This window comes from Lentibacillus saliphilus (assembly GCF_019093865.1).
Lineage (GTDB): Bacteria > Bacillota > Bacilli > Bacillales > Amphibacillaceae > Lentibacillus_B > Lentibacillus_B saliphilus.
The window spans coordinates 35,584-51,938 of record NZ_JABJXD010000002.1 but is presented as its reverse complement, the minus strand read 5'-3'; the positions used below and the strand labels follow the sequence as shown (position 1 = coordinate 51,938).

16 protein-coding genes are annotated in these 16,355 nt (G+C 45.0%); 5 read left to right on the top strand and 11 right to left on the bottom strand.

From position 1 onward, the window contains the following. The first annotated feature begins 91 nt into the window (after nucleotides 1-91). From gdhA to HPC67_RS04670, 4 genes are all read left to right on the top strand, one after another. A complete protein-coding gene (gene gdhA / locus HPC67_RS04685; protein ID WP_246569719.1) occupies nucleotides 92-1,477 on the top strand; it encodes an NADP-specific glutamate dehydrogenase in 1,386 nt (461 codons plus the stop codon). Between the two features lie 401 nt (nucleotides 1,478-1,878). After that, nucleotides 1,879-2,595, top strand: a complete 717-nt coding sequence (locus HPC67_RS04680) for an SIR2 family NAD-dependent protein deacylase (RefSeq protein ID WP_217586308.1) — start codon at nucleotides 1,879-1,881, stop codon at nucleotides 2,593-2,595. Between the two features lie 50 nt (nucleotides 2,596-2,645). Continuing rightward, nucleotides 2,646-3,230: a hypothetical protein gene (locus HPC67_RS04675; RefSeq protein ID WP_217586307.1), complete on the top strand. Its 585-nt coding sequence runs from the start codon at nucleotides 2,646-2,648 to the stop codon at nucleotides 3,228-3,230. Between the two features lie 280 nt (nucleotides 3,231-3,510). Further along, nucleotides 3,511-3,972: a GNAT family N-acetyltransferase gene (locus HPC67_RS04670; protein ID WP_217586306.1), complete on the top strand. Its 462-nt coding sequence runs from the start codon at nucleotides 3,511-3,513 to the stop codon at nucleotides 3,970-3,972. 76 nt (nucleotides 3,973-4,048) lie between these two features. Here HPC67_RS04670 and HPC67_RS04665 read toward each other — a convergent pair whose 3' ends face one another. The 9 genes from HPC67_RS04665 to HPC67_RS04625 form a co-directional block, all read right to left on the bottom strand. After that, entirely contained in the window at nucleotides 4,049-4,843 is a 795-nt protein-coding gene (locus HPC67_RS04665; RefSeq protein ID WP_217586305.1) for an ABC transporter ATP-binding protein, read from the bottom strand. Between the two features lies 1 nt (nucleotide 4,844). Continuing rightward, complete coding sequence (locus tag HPC67_RS04660) at nucleotides 4,845-5,831, bottom strand: ABC transporter permease (RefSeq protein ID WP_217586304.1); 987 nt, start codon at nucleotides 5,829-5,831, stop codon at nucleotides 4,845-4,847. A 95-nt stretch (nucleotides 5,832-5,926) separates the two neighbouring features. Continuing rightward, complete coding sequence (locus HPC67_RS04655; RefSeq protein WP_217586303.1) at nucleotides 5,927-6,895, bottom strand: ABC transporter substrate-binding protein; 969 nt, start codon at nucleotides 6,893-6,895, stop codon at nucleotides 5,927-5,929. 102 nt (nucleotides 6,896-6,997) lie between these two features. Continuing rightward, nucleotides 6,998-8,428 (bottom strand): dihydrolipoyl dehydrogenase, encoded by a 1,431-nt coding sequence (lpdA, locus tag HPC67_RS04650; RefSeq protein ID WP_217586302.1) that lies wholly within the window; start codon nucleotides 8,426-8,428, stop codon nucleotides 6,998-7,000. Further along, nucleotides 8,429-9,658 carry a dihydrolipoamide acetyltransferase family protein gene (locus HPC67_RS04645; RefSeq protein WP_217586301.1) on the bottom strand — a complete coding sequence of 410 codons (1,230 nt, stop codon included), beginning with the start codon at nucleotides 9,656-9,658 and terminating at the stop codon, nucleotides 8,429-8,431. A gap of 12 nt (nucleotides 9,659-9,670) precedes the next feature. After that, a complete protein-coding gene (locus tag HPC67_RS04640; RefSeq protein ID WP_217586300.1) occupies nucleotides 9,671-10,675 on the bottom strand; it encodes an alpha-ketoacid dehydrogenase subunit beta in 1,005 nt (334 codons plus the stop codon). Then, nucleotides 10,676-11,734 carry a pyruvate dehydrogenase (acetyl-transferring) E1 component subunit alpha gene (pdhA, locus tag HPC67_RS04635; protein ID WP_217586299.1) on the bottom strand — a complete coding sequence of 353 codons (1,059 nt, stop codon included), beginning with the start codon at nucleotides 11,732-11,734 and terminating at the stop codon, nucleotides 10,676-10,678. Nucleotides 11,735-11,752: 18 nt separating this feature from the next. After that, the gene (locus HPC67_RS04630; RefSeq protein WP_425514299.1) at nucleotides 11,753-12,904 is read right to left on the bottom strand and encodes a Glu/Leu/Phe/Val dehydrogenase dimerization domain-containing protein; all 1,152 of its coding nucleotides are present in this window, start codon (nucleotides 12,902-12,904) and stop codon (nucleotides 11,753-11,755) included. A gap of 96 nt (nucleotides 12,905-13,000) precedes the next feature. Next, nucleotides 13,001-13,990: an NAD(P)H-dependent flavin oxidoreductase gene (locus HPC67_RS04625; RefSeq protein WP_217586298.1), complete on the bottom strand. Its 990-nt coding sequence runs from the start codon at nucleotides 13,988-13,990 to the stop codon at nucleotides 13,001-13,003. Nucleotides 13,991-14,093: 103 nt separating this feature from the next. Between HPC67_RS04625 and HPC67_RS04620 the strand changes: the two genes are divergently transcribed. Continuing rightward, nucleotides 14,094-14,348 (top strand): hypothetical protein, encoded by a 255-nt coding sequence (locus tag HPC67_RS04620; protein WP_217586297.1) that lies wholly within the window; start codon nucleotides 14,094-14,096, stop codon nucleotides 14,346-14,348. Between the two features lies 1 nt (nucleotide 14,349). On the opposite strand, the gene HPC67_RS04615 is transcribed toward HPC67_RS04620, so the two are convergent. Together HPC67_RS04615 and HPC67_RS04610 are read right to left on the bottom strand one after the other, a co-directional pair. Then, entirely contained in the window at nucleotides 14,350-15,126 is a 777-nt protein-coding gene (locus HPC67_RS04615; protein ID WP_217586296.1) for an enoyl-CoA hydratase-related protein, read from the bottom strand. Between the two features lie 29 nt (nucleotides 15,127-15,155). Beyond that, entirely contained in the window at nucleotides 15,156-16,355 is a 1,200-nt protein-coding gene (locus HPC67_RS04610) for a thiolase family protein (protein ID WP_217586295.1), read from the bottom strand.

The following is a 16,355-nucleotide window of genomic DNA, read 5'->3' as shown; positions in this document are numbered from 1 at the left end:
TATTTCATATTGTTTAGATTAATGATACCATGTAAAATTAAAGAACAGTGTAAAAATTCATGAGCGAACAGAATTGAAAGGAGTGATGCGCATGTCACATACCATAATGCAGAGAGATTATCAGACTGAACAACGGGCACAAGCCTATATTGATGAGGTCTTTTCCCAGATTAAACAACGCGACCCCCACGAAACGGAATTTCACCAAGCCGTTGACGTCATTTTCAAATCTATTAAACCCGCACTCGTAAAAAATCCCGCCTACATCGACAACCGAATTCTCGAGCGTCTAACCGAACCCGAACGTTTAATCACCTTTCGTGTCCCATGGGTTGATGACGAAGGAACGGTACAAGTGAATCGTGGCTTCCGCGTCCAATTCAACAGTGCCATCGGACCATATAAGGGTGGCTTACGTTTTCATCCGACTGTTAATAGCAGTGTCGTCAAATTTCTCGGCTTTCAGCAAATCTTTAAAAACGCATTAACTGGTCAGCCGATCGGCGGCGGAAAGGGCGGAGCAGACTTTGATCCGAAAGGTAAATCTGACGGGGAAATTATGCGCTTCTGCCAAAGCTTTATGACCGAATCGAGCCAGCATATTGGCCCAGATACCGATGTACCAGCTGGTGATATCGGTGTTGGCGCACGTGAACTCGGCTATTTGTTCGGTCAATATAAAAAGCTACGCGGCCGCTTCGAAGCAGGGGCTTTAACAGGCAAAAGCTTAAATTTTGGCGGAAGCCTAGGGCGTAAGGAAGCAACTGGCTATGGCACCATCTACTTTGTCGAAAACATGATGAAGGATAAAGGCTTGAACATAGAAGGAAAACGTGTTGTCGTATCTGGATCCGGTAATGTTTCAATTCATGCAATGGAAAAGGCGATTGAACTCGGTGCGATCGTCGTTGCGTGTAGCGATTCAGATGGATATATACATGATGAAAATGGCATCCATCTTGAAACTGTCAAACAGCTCAAGGAAATCGAAAATCGGCGCATTCGAGACTATGTCGATTATCACCCACAATCCGTATATGTTGAAGGGTGTAGCGGTATTTGGACGATTCCGTGCGAGATTGCCCTTCCGTGTGCGACACAAAATGAAATAAGTGGTTCAGCTGCACAAACACTTATTAAAAATGGGGTCAAGGTTGTCGCTGAAGGTGCTAATATGCCGTCTACAACTGCGGCAGTTGAACAATTTATAGCAAGTGACATTCTTTATGCACCCGCAAAAGCGGCCAATGCAGGCGGTGTTGCCGTTTCGTCACTTGAAATGGCGCAAAACAGCTCGCGTATTGCATGGACATTTGAAGAGGTCGATAAAAAATTAAAGGATATTATGACAGACATTTACCATAACTGTTCAGAAGCAGCCAAAGCATACAGCGCCCCAGGCAACCTCGTCGTCGGTGCAAATATCGCCGGTTTCATCAAAGTCGCCGATGCCATGACGGAACAAGGGGTTATTTAACCAACGTGTTCACTGTGTAGAAAAATGACTTTAAAATATAATGTTTAAAACAGAATGGCACAAAAGAGCTTTAACCAAATAAAAATTCGATCAAAGCGACCGCTCCGGAAATATACTGCGCTTTCCGGAGCTAATGTTGAGCAGTGTTCATCTTTTGAGTTAAATTTATGTTCCAGCCCCTTTTTCACGGAAACTTCCTCAGCGTTATCAAATTCTATTTTCTAACACAGGTAAGCTTCGCCACATCTTCTAAATTCCTACTAAAAATCGATCATCATTTAACTACTATCTGAACTTTTTAATATTAACAACTTATAACTGATGTCATATGGTCGTTTCCGTGAATTTTTCTCTTGAACATGAGACAATGCAGAAAGACTAATAAAAATGGACGTGATACGATGCATGAGCTTGCAAAAATGATCCAAGCAGCGCAACACACCGTATTGTTTACTGGAGCTGGGATGTCAACCGAAAGTGGCTTGCCCGACTTTAGATCTAAAAACCGTGGATTATGGGAAAAGTTCAATCCTGATGAGCTCGCAAACGTCGACGCTTTATTCAATAACACCGACGAATTTGTGGACTTTTACCGATATCGGCTGCGCGAAGTCACTAAATACAAACCACATGACGGTCATCATATTCTAGCAAAGTGGGAGCAGCAAGATTTGATCAACAGCATCATTACCCAAAATGTCGATGGCTTTCATACAGACGCCGGTAACAAAGATGTTATGGAGCTGCATGGTACATTCCGGCGTTTTCATTGTCACATATGTCAAACAGAATACGAGCGTGACGCCTATCTTGATGGCCATGTCCGATGTGATTGCGGTGGTACGATACGACCAGGTATCGTTTTATTTGGAGAGACGTTGCCACAGGATACATTCTGGGACGCAGAACAAACGACAATGCAGTCTGATCTATTCATCGTCCTCGGCTCGTCACTCACCGTCAGCCCAGCAAACATGTTCCCGATTGCCGCCAAAGATAATGGTGCCAAGCTCGTCATTATCAACCGAGAACCGACCGTCATGGACCATCTAGCCGACGTTTGTATTCATGAACGGACGATTAAAGATGTGCTAACGGAACTGGACACGCTATTGTAAGTAAACGTCCTAGAGAAAAACAACGTCAGCTTCAAAGATGGGGGCATTCGATGGATACATTCAAAAGAGAATTAACTAATTTAATGAACGTCATTTTTTTTGATCAAAATCGCTATTTAAGAGAAACGTGCACGGATCAAGAACGAATTGAACACGTTATTCAATTAGGTGAGACGCTATTAGTAGAGCAAAGTACGAATAACGCAGACAGCTTTTTTTTACGGGGTACTCTCGGAAATCTGTATAGAATTCATGGGATGACTGATCGCGCCAAAGCATATCTCACAAAATGTCTCGATGACGCACGTACGATAAGGAATCAAGCAAAAGAAATTGCTACAATGATCCGTCTTGGGGAGGCGATGAAATACGGTGATGAGCATAGCAAGGCGCTTCACCTGTTTGATCAGGCAATCGCTCTATGTCAAAGCGGCATTCATCCCGTCTACCTCGATTTTGCTCTGCAGCATAAAGGCAAATGCCTGATGGAATTAAACCAATTGACAGAAGCAGAGGCATGTTTTACAGAAGCGCTTCAATTACGGCTCGATAAGGAAGACCCGTCCTTAATTGATTCCACACGCCAAGCGATTACATTGTTAAACAGCTTGAAGACAGAGCATGTTGATGATTAAGGTCATCATATTTTCGTCTATAAGGACAATTTTTTGATGGCATATGACTACACAGCTAAAAAATCTTGATCAATCAGAATAAATGCGTGTTTTCATGCTATAATCAACCATATAAACATAATAGGTTCAGACAACAATAAAGACTCCCCCATCAAGAGGGGGTTGGCAGCTCTAGAAATCATTCCTCACTTATCTACTAAAGTACATGAGGGATGATTTTTATTGAAAAAATAAATTAGAGCTTGTTTAAACAAAAAGAGCGCGAAAGGAATACGAGCACATGGAAGATTATAAACAGCGACGATTAACATCACACGATGAAGCAGAACTTTATTTTATTGCGAAATTACATGAGAAACTGCCAGCGGGTTGGATTGATGACTATCAGGGGTCAGAGGAGACCATTCAAAACACGACCAAAGAATTGGTAGCCAAGCATCAACACCAACATGTCTACTGCTCAATTATTGAGCATCAAAACAAAGTGATCTCATATATATGGGCCGAATTAAATGAGTCGAACAGCAAACAAGTCGATATCATCTCCTTATGGACAGATGAAGCATACAGAGGACAAGGACATGCAAAACAGCTTAAGATCGCGTTAGAGACGTGGGCAAAAGAGGACATGCATGCTGAGAAGATCCATACAACTGTCAGCAGCAAAAATACCAACATGGTCAAGTTAAATGAAAAACTTGGCTACCATACTGCATATTACCGTATGATTAAGCCGCTATAATTACGATTAACATGAAAAACGACCGTCGGATGCCTACCACATCACGGTCGTTTTTATCATTTTCATTCGGATTTTATTAACCGAGGACGGCTCGATCATTGCCAAAGTGTGTGCCTTGCTTTTCCTTAAATTTGTGCAATAAATCTTCAATCGTCAAGGCTTGTTTTTCCGCGCCAGCCACTTCAAATATAATTTGTCCGTTGTCCATCATAATCAGACGATTACCAAGGTCGAGTGCCTGCTGCATATTATGCGTTACCATAAGCGTCGTGAGGCCAAATTTCCCAACAACCTCTTCAGTGAGGTTTGTAATGAGTTCAGCTCGAGACGGATCAAGGGCTGCCGTATGTTCATCAAGCAGTAAAATATTTGGTTCAGTGAATGTGACCATTAATAAAGATAGCGCCTGCCGCTCACCACCAGACAACAATCCAACCTTAGCATTCAACCGGGTCTCCAGGCCGAGATGGATCGACTCAAGATACTCACGAAACATATCTCTCCGCTTTTTCGTTACCCCCAGTTTAAACTGCCGTTTCTTGTTCCGTGCGTAAGCCATTGCTAAATTTTCCTCAATCGTCATTGAAGGGGATGTGCCTGCCATTGGATCCTGAAACACACGTCCGATAAGCCGTGATCTCTTATATTCTGGTAAATGAACAACCTGCTTACCATCTACAATGACATCACCCACGTCTGGAAATAGCGCGCCAGAAATCACATTCATCATTGTCGATTTACCCGCGCCGTTACTACCAATTACTGTAACAAAATCACCTTGGTTCAATTCAAGGTTCACATCTCGCAACGCTTTTTTCTCATCAGGAGTCGCTTCGTTAAATGTCATGGATACGTTCTGTAGTTTTAACATACTATGCGCCCTCCGTTTTAACAGCTTCTAACGCTGCACGTTTTTCGAGTCGCCGCTTCTTTTCTCGCCTTGCTTGCATCATTTTCGGTGTCACAAGCGCAGTAATAACGAGAATCGCGGTAATCAGCTTCATGTCTCCGGTATCAAGAAAATCAACTCTCAATGCCAGCGTCACAACAATGCGATAAACGATGGCACCACCGACAACAGCAAGTGTCGCTCTGGCAATCGTCTTCTTGCCAAATAGCGCTTCACCGATAATAACCGAAGCGAGACCAATGATGATCATGCCGATACCCATATTTACGTCAGCAAAATCACCATGCTGTGCAATTAAACCGCCTGAAAAGGCAACGAGCGCATTCGATACACCAATTCCAGCGATAATGAGCGTATCTGTATTCGCAGACAAACTACGTATCATTTTCTGATTGTCACCGGTAGCCCTTAGCGCTAAACCGACTTCCGTTTTCAAATAGTAATCTGTAAGCAGTTTAATGACAAGGGTAACAATGAGCATGATAAAAATGATGCTCCATGTCGATGGCATGCGATCGGCACCGAGATTTGCGAGGATCCCATTAAAGAACGTATCAATCCCAGTCTTGTCCCATACCTCACGGAGCTGTTTAAATATCGTCGACTCATTTAAAAGTGATAATGTGGGCTTCCCCATAATCCGCAAGTTAATCGAATACAAGGCAATCATCATTAAAATTCCAGATAGTAATGCGTTAATTTTACCCTTCGTATGAAGAATACCTGTTAAACAGCCGGCGATAAATCCGGCTGCTGCTGCAAACAGACTTGCTAAGACAGGTGGAACGCCCGCCATGATGGATATAGCGGCAACACCGGCTCCAGTTACAAAACTACCATCCACGGTTAAATCAGGAAAATCGAGCACGCGAAATGATAGATAAACACCGAGCGCCATAATAGCATATATAATTCCTAGTTCTACTGCATTGAATAACGATAATAGCATGCTGTCCCCCCTGATTGACTTTAATCTGTCATCGTTCAAGTAGCAGAACGAAGGCATTATACCCCCGTTCTGTCACTCAAACAACGTCACGTCTATCATTCGCTGTCAACGGTTTTTGCGTCATCCCAATCTGCATTCCATTCGATTCCTTGTGCTTCAGCTGCCTCTTTATTAATAAATAACTCCATACCTGATGGGTATTCAACGGGAATGTCTTTGGTCGTTTTGTCTCCTTGCAAAATATCCACTGCCATTTCACCCGTACGGTATCCGATCGTGTAATAGTCAATGCCGAATGTCGCGAATCCGCCTTTTTTCAAGGAATCTGGCTCTGCGACAATTAGCGGGATGTCTTGATCATTGGCAACACCGACAACGCTATCTAGCGCTGAGACAACAGTATTGTCTGTAATGATATAAAATACATCAACATCGCTAACGAGGGAATTAGTAGCTTGTTGAACTTCACTTGAATTTCCGACTGTTCGCTCTTCAAATGATAGTGATGTGCCGTCTCCTGCTTCTTTGATCGCATTAATTTGCGAAACTGAATTTTGTTCTCCTGCGTTATATACCAAGCCGACTGTCGCACCTGAGAAGTACGTATCGATGAATTCAATTGTTTTCGCAATGGCATCGGGATGCTGATCAACGACCCCTGTGATGTTATCTCCCGGTTCATCCATGGCCGTCACAAGATCACTTTCAACCGCATCTGTGACCGATGTAAACAAAATTGGAATATCGGCTTCAGCTTTTTCTGTAGCCGCAAGAGCACCTAATGCGCTTGGTGTTGAGTTGGCAAAAATCAAGTCAACGTCGTCATTGACGAAGTTTGTACTAATCGTGTTGACGTTGTTTTGATCATTTTGGGCATTTTGATAATCGAATTCAACGTCTAACTCCGCATCTTCAAGCGCTGCCTTAAAGCCTTCATATGCCGCGTCAAGTGACGGATGCTCTAATATTTGAGTTGCTCCGACCGTGTAAGTCGCATCAGATCCACAAGCAGCTGTTATCAATAAACTTACAATGGCAATTCCTGAAATTAACCATTTTCTCATCACCAATTCCCCCTTGATTTTTATTTAAAATTTCAAAGAGTATATCACATACATATGATTAGTCAAGGTGTTTTAGAAATTTTCTCATTAGATAGATTGGACTTAATTTAATACTTTTTCGGTTGGAATGTTGTGTATCGCTTGGCCAATCAGATCTTCTACTGCTTCTTGGAATGCTTCATTAACGCTTGGATGGGCCATTAGCGGATATTTCGCATCCTCCTCCTTTGCAGCCATTTCAAGTAATTGAACGAATGAAGCTGACAGTTCTATCGCACCTTCACCAATCATATGGATGCCAAGTATCAGCTCCGTCTCTTGATCCGAAATGATTTTGACGATGCCGTCACGCTGTCCAGTCAATACGCGATAGCCATTGCCGCCTAGAGAAAACTCACCGCTTCGAGCAGCTATACCGTGCGCGTTCACCTCCTTTTCGGTCATCCCGACAGATGCAATTGGTGGCAACGTATGGGCAATCGTTGGTACAAAGGTGAGATTTACGTCAGGATGTCGCCCAGCAATTGCTTCAGCTGCTGCTTTTCCTTCCTTAATCGCTTTCGTTGCAAGTGTCGGTCCTTCTGTCACATCTCCGACAGCATATATATGAGAAGCGGACGTTTGCTGAAAATGATTGACCTGTATATAACCGTCAGTCGTCTGCTCTATTCCCATTCGGTCTAAACCGAGCTCTGAAACGTTGGGCTGTGACGATCCGCTTATAAACAGATGTGTTGCCTCAAGTGGTTGATTGGCACTTTTTTCAGTTTTAAATTGAATTTGAAGACCGTCTTCAAATTCAGTTACATCGGTTATGACTGCGCTTTTATACAATTTGATTTTTTGTTTTTTAAATTGACGCGTCAGCTCACGATTAATCGTTTCATCGAATCCAAAGTCAGCTGCTTCTTCAAGCAGCATCGTAACCTTTGTCCCAAAGGCCGCATAGGTTGAAGCTACTTCTAAAGCAATGTAATCATGCCCGTAGACGACGAGATGATCTGGCATCTCTGAGCATGAGAAGAGGTCATCTGACAATAAAATACGCGAACACGTTTTCGATATCGCTTCCGGCAATTCTTTCTGGCTACCCGTCGCAACAATAGCATGATTAAACGTATACGTATCATACTGATGACCGTGTTCAACACCGATTTTATTCAATCCTGTAAAAACGGCCTTGCCTTCGATGATTTCGATTTGGTTTTTTTCACACAGGCTTTGTACACCCCGTCGCAGCTGCTTCGTCACCAATTCTTTCCGCTTCAACAGCTTGTTAAGATTCAACGTAGCTTTGTCAATATCAACGCCAAGCGCCTCAGCATGTTGTATGTCTCGGTATGTACGAGCGGTATGAGTCCAAAGTTTTGACGGTATACAGCCTTTGTTTAAACACGTGCCACCTAACGCTGTTTGTTCAATGAGGGTCACATCTTTACCGAGCTGAGCCGCTCGTATCGCCGCATTGTACCCCCCTGGTCCACCGCCAATAATGATCAGATCTCGCGTTTGACTGAGTTCTCCGACGACCATTTATATCATCTCCAGCATTAAGTTATACGGATTTTCAATTAAATGAGCTAAACGATTTGTGAAATGAACGGCTGTTGCCCCATCAGCGACCCTATGATCAAACGAGAGGGACAATGTCATGATCTGTCTCACAACGATGTCATCATGATCATTGACAACGGGCATTTTTTTCGTTTTATGAAACGCTATAAGCGCTGTTTCTGGATAATTGATGATAGGTGTGGCACCTGTACTGCCAAGTGGACCAACATTGCTGACAGTAAATGTGCTGTTGTGCATATCATGAGGCTTAAGGGTGTTTGTTTTCGCTCGGGCGGTTAACGATTTGATCTCTTGATGGATTGATGTGATGGATTTTTTGTTGACATTTCTAATAACTGGAACGACGAGGCCATGGTCAGTATCTGTCGCGATTCCAAAGTGATAGGACTTCTTTAAAATAATCTGTTCCTGTTGTTCATCCAGCTCAGCGTTGAATATTGGAAAGTCCTTTAGTGCAAAAGCGAGTGCTTTTACAAGAAATGCCGGGACTGACGCCTCAACCCCATCTTGTTTGAGCGTTTCTCTCAGCTCGAACAGCTGCGTCATATCAATGTCGTCGAAATGTGTGACATGTGGAATCGTAAATAAAGAGTGGGTCATGTTTTTGGCAATTTGTCTACGAATGCCTCGGAATGGAATCGTCTCATTTTGTGACGCTTCTACTGTTTGAGGTCCGTCTGCAGGTACTTCTACTTTAGACGCCTGCTCTGGCTCAGCGGATTTGTTCACAACATTGAGGACGTCTTCTTCACTGACACGACCAGATGGATCAGACGGCGTGACCTGTTCAATGTCAATGCCATGCTCACGGGCAATGCGCCGTGTGTGTGGCGTGGCACGTACACGGTTAAAGATCCGTTTGGACTGTTTGTGTGATTGTGACGGGTTCTTCAATGCAACTTCTGTTGGTTCTTGAGTTGAATGAGCGATCATCTTCTCTCTTGACTGCATGCCTTCTACCTCAATGTGCATGAGTGTTGTTCCCACTTTGACCGTTTCTCCCGTTTTGACGATGATTTCTTTAACGGTTCCTTTTGCAGGTGACGGCAGCTCGGCAACCATCTTATCCGTTTGCACCTCTACAAGTGGCTGATCTGATTGAACCGTATCACCTGGTTCAACAAGATAATGGACAATTTCACCCTCTGTCATACCTTCACCGATATCGTGTAGCTTCACTTCAAGCATTATTGTCACCTCCTAGAAATTAACTGCGCGTTCAATTTGTTTTAGGACACGTGCTGTATTCGGCATATACTGATCTTCAAGTGCGAAGAAAGGAACTGGTACGTCAAAGCCCGTAACCCGTTCAATCGGGGCTCGCAAATAAAGAAAAGCCTCGTCATTAATGAGGGAGACGATATCATTGCCGAGCCCCCCTGTTCCTTGGGCTTCATGGACGATCACAGCACGCCCAGTTTTTTGAACAGACTCAGCTATTAAATCGCGGTCTAATGGATATAATGTTTGAACGTCGATCACGTCACAGCTTATTCCCTTTGCCTCGGCTTTTCGGGCAGCAGCTTCAGCAATTGCCACCATCGCACCCCAAGCAATCAGTGAGATGTCACTGCCTTCATGTAGTCTCCGGCCTTTTCCGATTTCACATGTGTAAGCATCTGTCGGAACGGTCTCTCGTTGGGCGCGGTAGCTGCGCATCGGCTCCATAAATAAGACAGGATCAGGATCTTCAATGGCAGCCATTAGCAAGCCCTTCGCCTGACGCGGTGAGGCTGGACAGACGACTTTAATCCCCGGCATATGCGTAAACAAGGCTTCGGCACTATCAGAATGCACTTCAGGTGCTCGAATACCAGCACCATACGGAGCTCTGATCACCATCGGAACGGTAAACCTTCCCATCGATTTCATCCGCATCCGTGATACGTGTGTCATAATTTGATCGTACGCCGGATAAATAAATCCCATAAACTGCATTTCTACGATTGGCTTGAAGCCATTGACAGCAAGCCCGACTGCTGTACCGACAATCCCTGATTCCGATAAAGGGGTGTCGATGACGCGGTCAGCTCCGAATGTGTCATATAGACCTCCCGTCGCTCGGAACACACCGCCATTTTTGCCAATATCCTCACCGAGAAGCAGCGTCGTCTCATCTTGCTCAAGCTTCAGCTTCAGGGCGTCATTAATTGCTTGAACCATCGTCAGTTGTTTTGTCGCAGATGCTGTTTGTGTTTGAACCATTTAGGACTCCTCCTTTAAAAAAGCTTCATATGCTAATTTTTGGTTAGCCAAATGATCCGGTAGCTCAGCAAACACATGATTAAACATATCGTCAACATTTGGTTGGGAGGCATTTTCCATTTGTTCAACAGCTGTTTCGACTTCTGCCTGACATGTTTGTTCGATTTCTGCTATTTTTTCGTCGTTCCAATGCCCATATGTCTTCATAAACCGTTCGAGACGTTCCAGAGGATCAACCGTATCTGTCCCTAAATGTTCTGGTCGATATTTACTTGGATCATCAGCTGTCGTATGTGCGCCCGTTCGCCATGTGACCGCTTCGATTAAGGTCGGCCCCTTTCCTTTTCGGGCAGCATCAATCGCTTCCTTCGTTGTAAAATACACCGCAAAGCAATCGTTGCCATCAATGCGAACGCTCGGTATATCATAGGCGATTGCTTTCTGAGCGATCGTCGCGCTATTCGTCTGTTTTTCAAACGGCACAGAGATCGCATAGCCATTATTTTGATTAAAGAAAACGGTCGGGGTTTGGAAGACACCTGCGAAATTCAGCCCCTCGTGAAAATCGCCCTCAGACGTTGCACCATCACCAAAATAAACGAGTGCAATATTGTCTGTACCTTTCTTTTTCTCTGCCCATGCTGCACCGACCGCATGGGGAATCTGTGTGGCAATCGGAACCGCTGCTGGAAAGATGCGTTTTCCTTCTGGTGGCACACATCCTTCTACACGCCCATTCCAATACATAAACATACGCGTCATATCAGCGCCAAACGTTAGAGTAGCACCGTGGTCACGATACGTCGGGAACACCCAATCATCTTCGCCAAGTGCATAGGCACTCCCAACCTGTGCTGCTTCTTGTCCTTCAAATGGTGGGTACGTTCCAATTCGGCCCTGCCGTTGGAGACTAATGGCTTTTCGATCAAACGTCCGTATGCGATACATGTGATGATATAAATGATAGCTAAGCGCTTCTGTTAGTTGTTCCTCATATGACGTATCAAGTAATGTCCCATCATCGTCAATTATTTTCGTAATCGGAAATTGGTTGTTCATATCACAATTCGCCTCCATTCATGATCGTGTTCGAGTCAAATTCCATTTCGGTCGAATAGACCGCGTATAAAAGCTGTTCTGCTTTGCTCGTGAAGCCAACACATCTTCACAAATTCGATTGGCCGCCTCTACGGTTGATATGTGATCTTTTTCTGCTTGCTCATACACATCACGCATCATGTTATAAATGTTTTTTGTTTTTAATAGGACTCTATCTTTATTCGCACCGTACAATTCATCTGCTACTTGTATGAGTCCTCCTGAATTAATAATGTAATCCGGTGCATATAAAATACCGCGTTCAGCAAGCTGCTTCCCATGATCATCTGTTGCCAGCTGATTGTTTGCCGAGCCTGCAACAGCCTTCACTCTCAATTGATCTATCGTTTGATCATTAATGACACCACCAAGGGCACATGGGACAAATATATCTGTTTGCAGTCGATATATATCATTGTCAGCAACCACATCTATCGTGCCGGGCAGATGCGCGGTTTCTGTTTGCAAGCGGGTTGCTCTGTCCGTTACGACGTCAGATACAACAACATGTGCGCCCGATTCAAGAAGACCTCTAACGACTTTTGATCCAACCTTTCCCAGTCCTTGAACAGCATAAGTGGCTTGATTTAGATCATCCTGTCCAAACAACATATGGTTTGTCGCCATGAGTCCGTAAAGAATGCCTTGAGCTGTTGGAACGGAAGAATCGCCGCCACCCCCGTATGCTTCAGGTACACCAACGATGTGATGTGTCTCCTTCATCGCTTGAACAAAATCATCCATTGTCGTTCCCATATCTGTTCCAGTAATGAAGCGCCCACCGAGTGATTCTACAAACTGACCAAATGCCCGAAATAATGCAGGAGACTTATCTTGAGCCGGGTCCCCAATAATGACAGCCTTTCCACCGCCAAAATCAACATCAGCCGCTGCACATTTATACGTCATTCCTTCCGCTAATCTGAGAGCATCCGTTAAAGCCTCATCGACCGTACGATAGGGATGCATGCGACATCCACCAAGCGCTGGTCCAAGCGTCGTATCGTGAATGGCAATAATCGCTTGGAGTCCAGTATGTTTATCATTACAAAATAACACCTGCTCATGGTCGGACATTTTCTGTAGAACGGAAACGTCGTGTAGCTGCACGGGATTATTCATCACACTCACGTTTTAACCTCCTTTAAAAGGATATGATCAAGCACATTTTTCCAGAAACAGATTTTTCGTTGTGAAGCGCTTATATTTGGGGCTGCATAACGCTAACTAAGATAATGAAGCTTCATCAGACTTGTTATGAGCGATGTTTTCAAACTGACTTGTCAATGATGAAAGCTGATTTTTTGCGGCTTGCATCATTTCATAGAACAGCTCGTGAACAGAGGGGATCGCATCAATTAAACCAGCAACCTGACCGCTATTCATAAACCCTTGTTCACCGTTTCCCTCTAGGGCGCCCTTCAGATGAAAGGCCTCTGAGGTTATGTTTTCATAGTGTTCAAGTGTAAGGTTTTCTTTCTCCGAAGCATTAAGCTGACGCGTATAGGGCGTATCTAGAACACGGCGCGGTTTACCTAAAGATCGTCCAACAACAATCGCATCTGTCCCCTCTGCTTCAAGGATCTTTTGTTTATAATCGGCGTGAAAAGGCGCTTCTTTGGTCGCAATGAGCCGTGTTCCGATTTGCACACCACTTGCCCCAAGAGCAAGTGCGGCTGCGAGTCCCTTACCGTCACCAATTCCACCGGCCGCCACTACCGGCACTCGGACATGCTTGACGACTTGCGGAATTAAGGTAAATGTCGTCAGTTCAAGCGGAGAATTGATTCCTGCTGCTTCAAAGCCTTCCGCTACAAGCGCATCTGCTCCGGCTGCTTCTGCCTTTACTGCATGTTTTACAGACGAGACGACGACGAGAACTTTAATCCCTGCATTTTTAAGACGTGGGATGATCGAAGCAGGATTGCCTGCCGACAGGGATACAACAGGTATGTGATGCTGAATAACGAGGTCAATAAGTGTGTCTGTATGTGATGTGACATTGATTGGAATATTAACGGCAAACGATTTATCCGTCATTTCTTTCGTTTGCATCATCATCGCTTCAACTGTGTCTGGTGGCAAAGTGCCGCATCCGAGCGTACCGAGACCACCCGCTTCAGATACAGCCGCTGTTAATTGCGCATTACTGATATTACCCATTCCACCTTGAATAATCGGCCATTTCGTTTTGAGCATGTGGTTGATAAAAGACATTGAATGCCCTCCTTTTCGAGTTTTGAAAGGGTATCGTGCTACGTCGGATGACAATTTACAATTCAAAATCTGTAAGGTCGTGTTAGTGAGCGTCCTTTAAAGTTTGGTGCTGTTAATCGACAAACCGACATTAAACGAGCGTCCACTTATTGGTAGCTATGGCGGTTTTATCAGTGAGTTCGCGATCGGTATCGGCGGATTTTGCTCGCTTATCGGCGAGAACGCAATCGGTATCGGCGGTTTATGCTCGCTTATCGGCAAGAACGCGATCGGTATCGGCGGATTCCGCTCACTTATCGGCAAGAATGTGCTCGTTATCAGCGAAAACTCGAATCATATCGGTGGGCACATCTCTTGACTCATCGCCCTTTAAATTCAGGTGCTCTTTTCTCAGAAAAAGCTTCGAGAGCTTCGCGTCTGTCTTCGGTCGGAATCGTTATGTCATACGCCTTCCCTTCAATTGCAAGGCCAGATGTGAAGTCTGTTTTCATGCCATGATGGATGGCGTATTTTGCCTGGCGAACAGCGATTGGTGCATTGTTCAGAATCGAATCGGCTAACGTGTTACACGCAGAGCTTAGCTGATCGAGCTCAACGACACGAAGAACGAGCCCCAATGCTTCTGCCTCCTGCGCGGTAATGGTTTGAGCGGTTAGGATCATTTCTTTTGCCTTCATCGCTCCAATGAGACGTGGAAGCCGCTGGGTACCACCAGCACCAGGAATAATGCCCCATTTCGTTTCAGTCAGTCCGAATGTCGCGGCCGATACAGTTACCGCAAAGTCACACGCTAGCATCAGCTCGAAGCCACCACCTAGCGCATGTCCATTAATCGCAGCGATTGTCGGCTGTGGCAGGTTGGCGATGCCTTCACACACATGACTGATCAGCTTCACATTGCGCCGCACCTGCTGTTCATTCAGTTCTTTTCTTTCTTTTAAATCTGCTCCTGCACTGAAGGCTCGATCACCTGCCCCCGTAAAAATTACGACATGGACATTTGGATCGATATGTAATCTTTCAATCGTATCATTCAAAATTTTAAGCACTTCATAATTAAGGGCGTTAAGCTGAGCTGGGCGGTTAATCGTTACGCGGGTAATATGATTTTCATTTTCAACATGGACAACTGACATTTTGATCCCCCCTCAAACTCCAACGTTTACTAGTGGTTTTCAACAATGAGCGCAATGCCTTGGCCAACACCGATGCACATCGTGGCGAGTCCATAGCGGCTGTCTTGCCGTTTCATTTCATGGAGCAGCGTTGTTAAAATTCTCGCTCCACTCGCACCGAGCGGATGGCCGAGTGCAATCGCGCCCCCATTTACATTCACCTTGTTGTGATCGAGGCCAAGCTCATGGATGCAGGCAAGTGCTTGTGCGGCAAACGCCTCATTCAATTCAATTAAATCCAAATCTGCTACCGACAAGTGGGCCCGCTCAAGTGCTTTGTTTGTCGCTTCAATCGGACCGATGCCCATGAGCGACGGTTCCACTCCAGAAACCGCACTCGTTCGATACGTTGCCAGCGGCTTCAGACCGAGTTCAACTGCTTTGTCAGCACTCATTAACAACAGGGCACTCGCACCGTCATTGACCCCTGACGCATTCCCCGCTGTAATCGTACCCGCATCAAATAATGGACGAAGCTGACCAAGCTTTTCTAACGTCGTCCCTGGGCGAGGGTGTTCATCAGCATCAATCCGCACGGTTTCTCCCCGTTGATTCTCATATTCAATCGGAATGATCTCATCGTTAAATTGACTACTTTCCAATGCTTGCTTTGTACGAATCTGACTCGTATAAGCAAAATCATCCTGTGCGGCACGAGAAATATGAAACGTACGGGCCACATTTTCTGCAGTTTCTGGCATGGATTCTGCACCGTACATCGTTTTGAGCCGGTCATTCGTAAAGCGCCAGCCGATTGTCGTATCATAAAATTCCATATTCCCCCGAGGAAACGCTTTGTCTGGTTTGGCCATCACCAACGGCGCACGTGTCATGCTTTCAGTGCCACCTGCTATATATACATCCCCTTCACCAAGGGCAATGGCGCGGGCTGCATAAAGCACCGCATCAAGGCCGGAGCCACACAGCCGATTAATCGTCGTTCCCCCTGTTTGAACAGGCAGGCCAGCAAGAAGGGCTGACATGCGAGCGACATTTCGATTATCCTCTCCAGCTTGATTTGCATTACCGAGTACGACGTCTTCAATCATCGGAGCCGGAACGGTTGGATTCCGTTCTATGAGTGCTTTGATAACGAGAGCACCCATGTCGTCAGGGCGAATGTCTCGCAAAGCACCTTTATATCTACCAATCGGTGTTCGTACAGCATCAACAATGACAACGTCCTTCAA

What these genes read in the sequence shown, in the direction of transcription:
- HPC67_RS04645 (WP_217586301.1), bottom strand. Translation starts at nt 9,658, where the DNA reads ATGCTTGAAGTGAAGCTACACGATATCGGTGAAGGTATGACAGAGGGT.
- HPC67_RS04625 (WP_217586298.1), bottom strand. Translation starts at nt 13,990, where the DNA reads ATGTCTTTTATCAACCACATGCTCAAAACGAAATGGCCGATTATTCAA.
- HPC67_RS04660 (WP_217586304.1), bottom strand. Translation starts at nt 5,831, where the DNA reads ATGCTATTATCGTTATTCAATGCAGTAGAACTAGGAATTATATATGCT.
- pdhA (WP_217586299.1), bottom strand. Translation starts at nt 11,734, where the DNA reads ATGAACAACCAATTTCCGATTACGAAAATAATTGACGATGATGGGACA.
- HPC67_RS04665 (WP_217586305.1), bottom strand. Translation starts at nt 4,843, where the DNA reads ATGTTAAAACTACAGAACGTATCCATGACATTTAACGAAGCGACTCCT.
- gdhA (WP_246569719.1), top strand. Translation starts at nt 92, where the DNA reads ATGTCACATACCATAATGCAGAGAGATTATCAGACTGAACAACGGGCA.
- lpdA (WP_217586302.1), bottom strand. Translation starts at nt 8,428, where the DNA reads ATGGTCGTCGGAGAACTCAGTCAAACGCGAGATCTGATCATTATTGGC.
- HPC67_RS04675 (WP_217586307.1), top strand. Translation starts at nt 2,646, where the DNA reads ATGGATACATTCAAAAGAGAATTAACTAATTTAATGAACGTCATTTTT.
- HPC67_RS04670 (WP_217586306.1), top strand. Translation starts at nt 3,511, where the DNA reads ATGGAAGATTATAAACAGCGACGATTAACATCACACGATGAAGCAGAA.
- HPC67_RS04640 (WP_217586300.1), bottom strand. Translation starts at nt 10,675, where the DNA reads ATGGTTCAAACACAAACAGCATCTGCGACAAAACAACTGACGATGGTT.
- HPC67_RS04615 (WP_217586296.1), bottom strand. Translation starts at nt 15,126, where the DNA reads ATGTCAGTTGTCCATGTTGAAAATGAAAATCATATTACCCGCGTAACG.
- HPC67_RS04655 (WP_217586303.1), bottom strand. Translation starts at nt 6,895, where the DNA reads ATGAGAAAATGGTTAATTTCAGGAATTGCCATTGTAAGTTTATTGATA.
- HPC67_RS04680 (WP_217586308.1), top strand. Translation starts at nt 1,879, where the DNA reads ATGCATGAGCTTGCAAAAATGATCCAAGCAGCGCAACACACCGTATTG.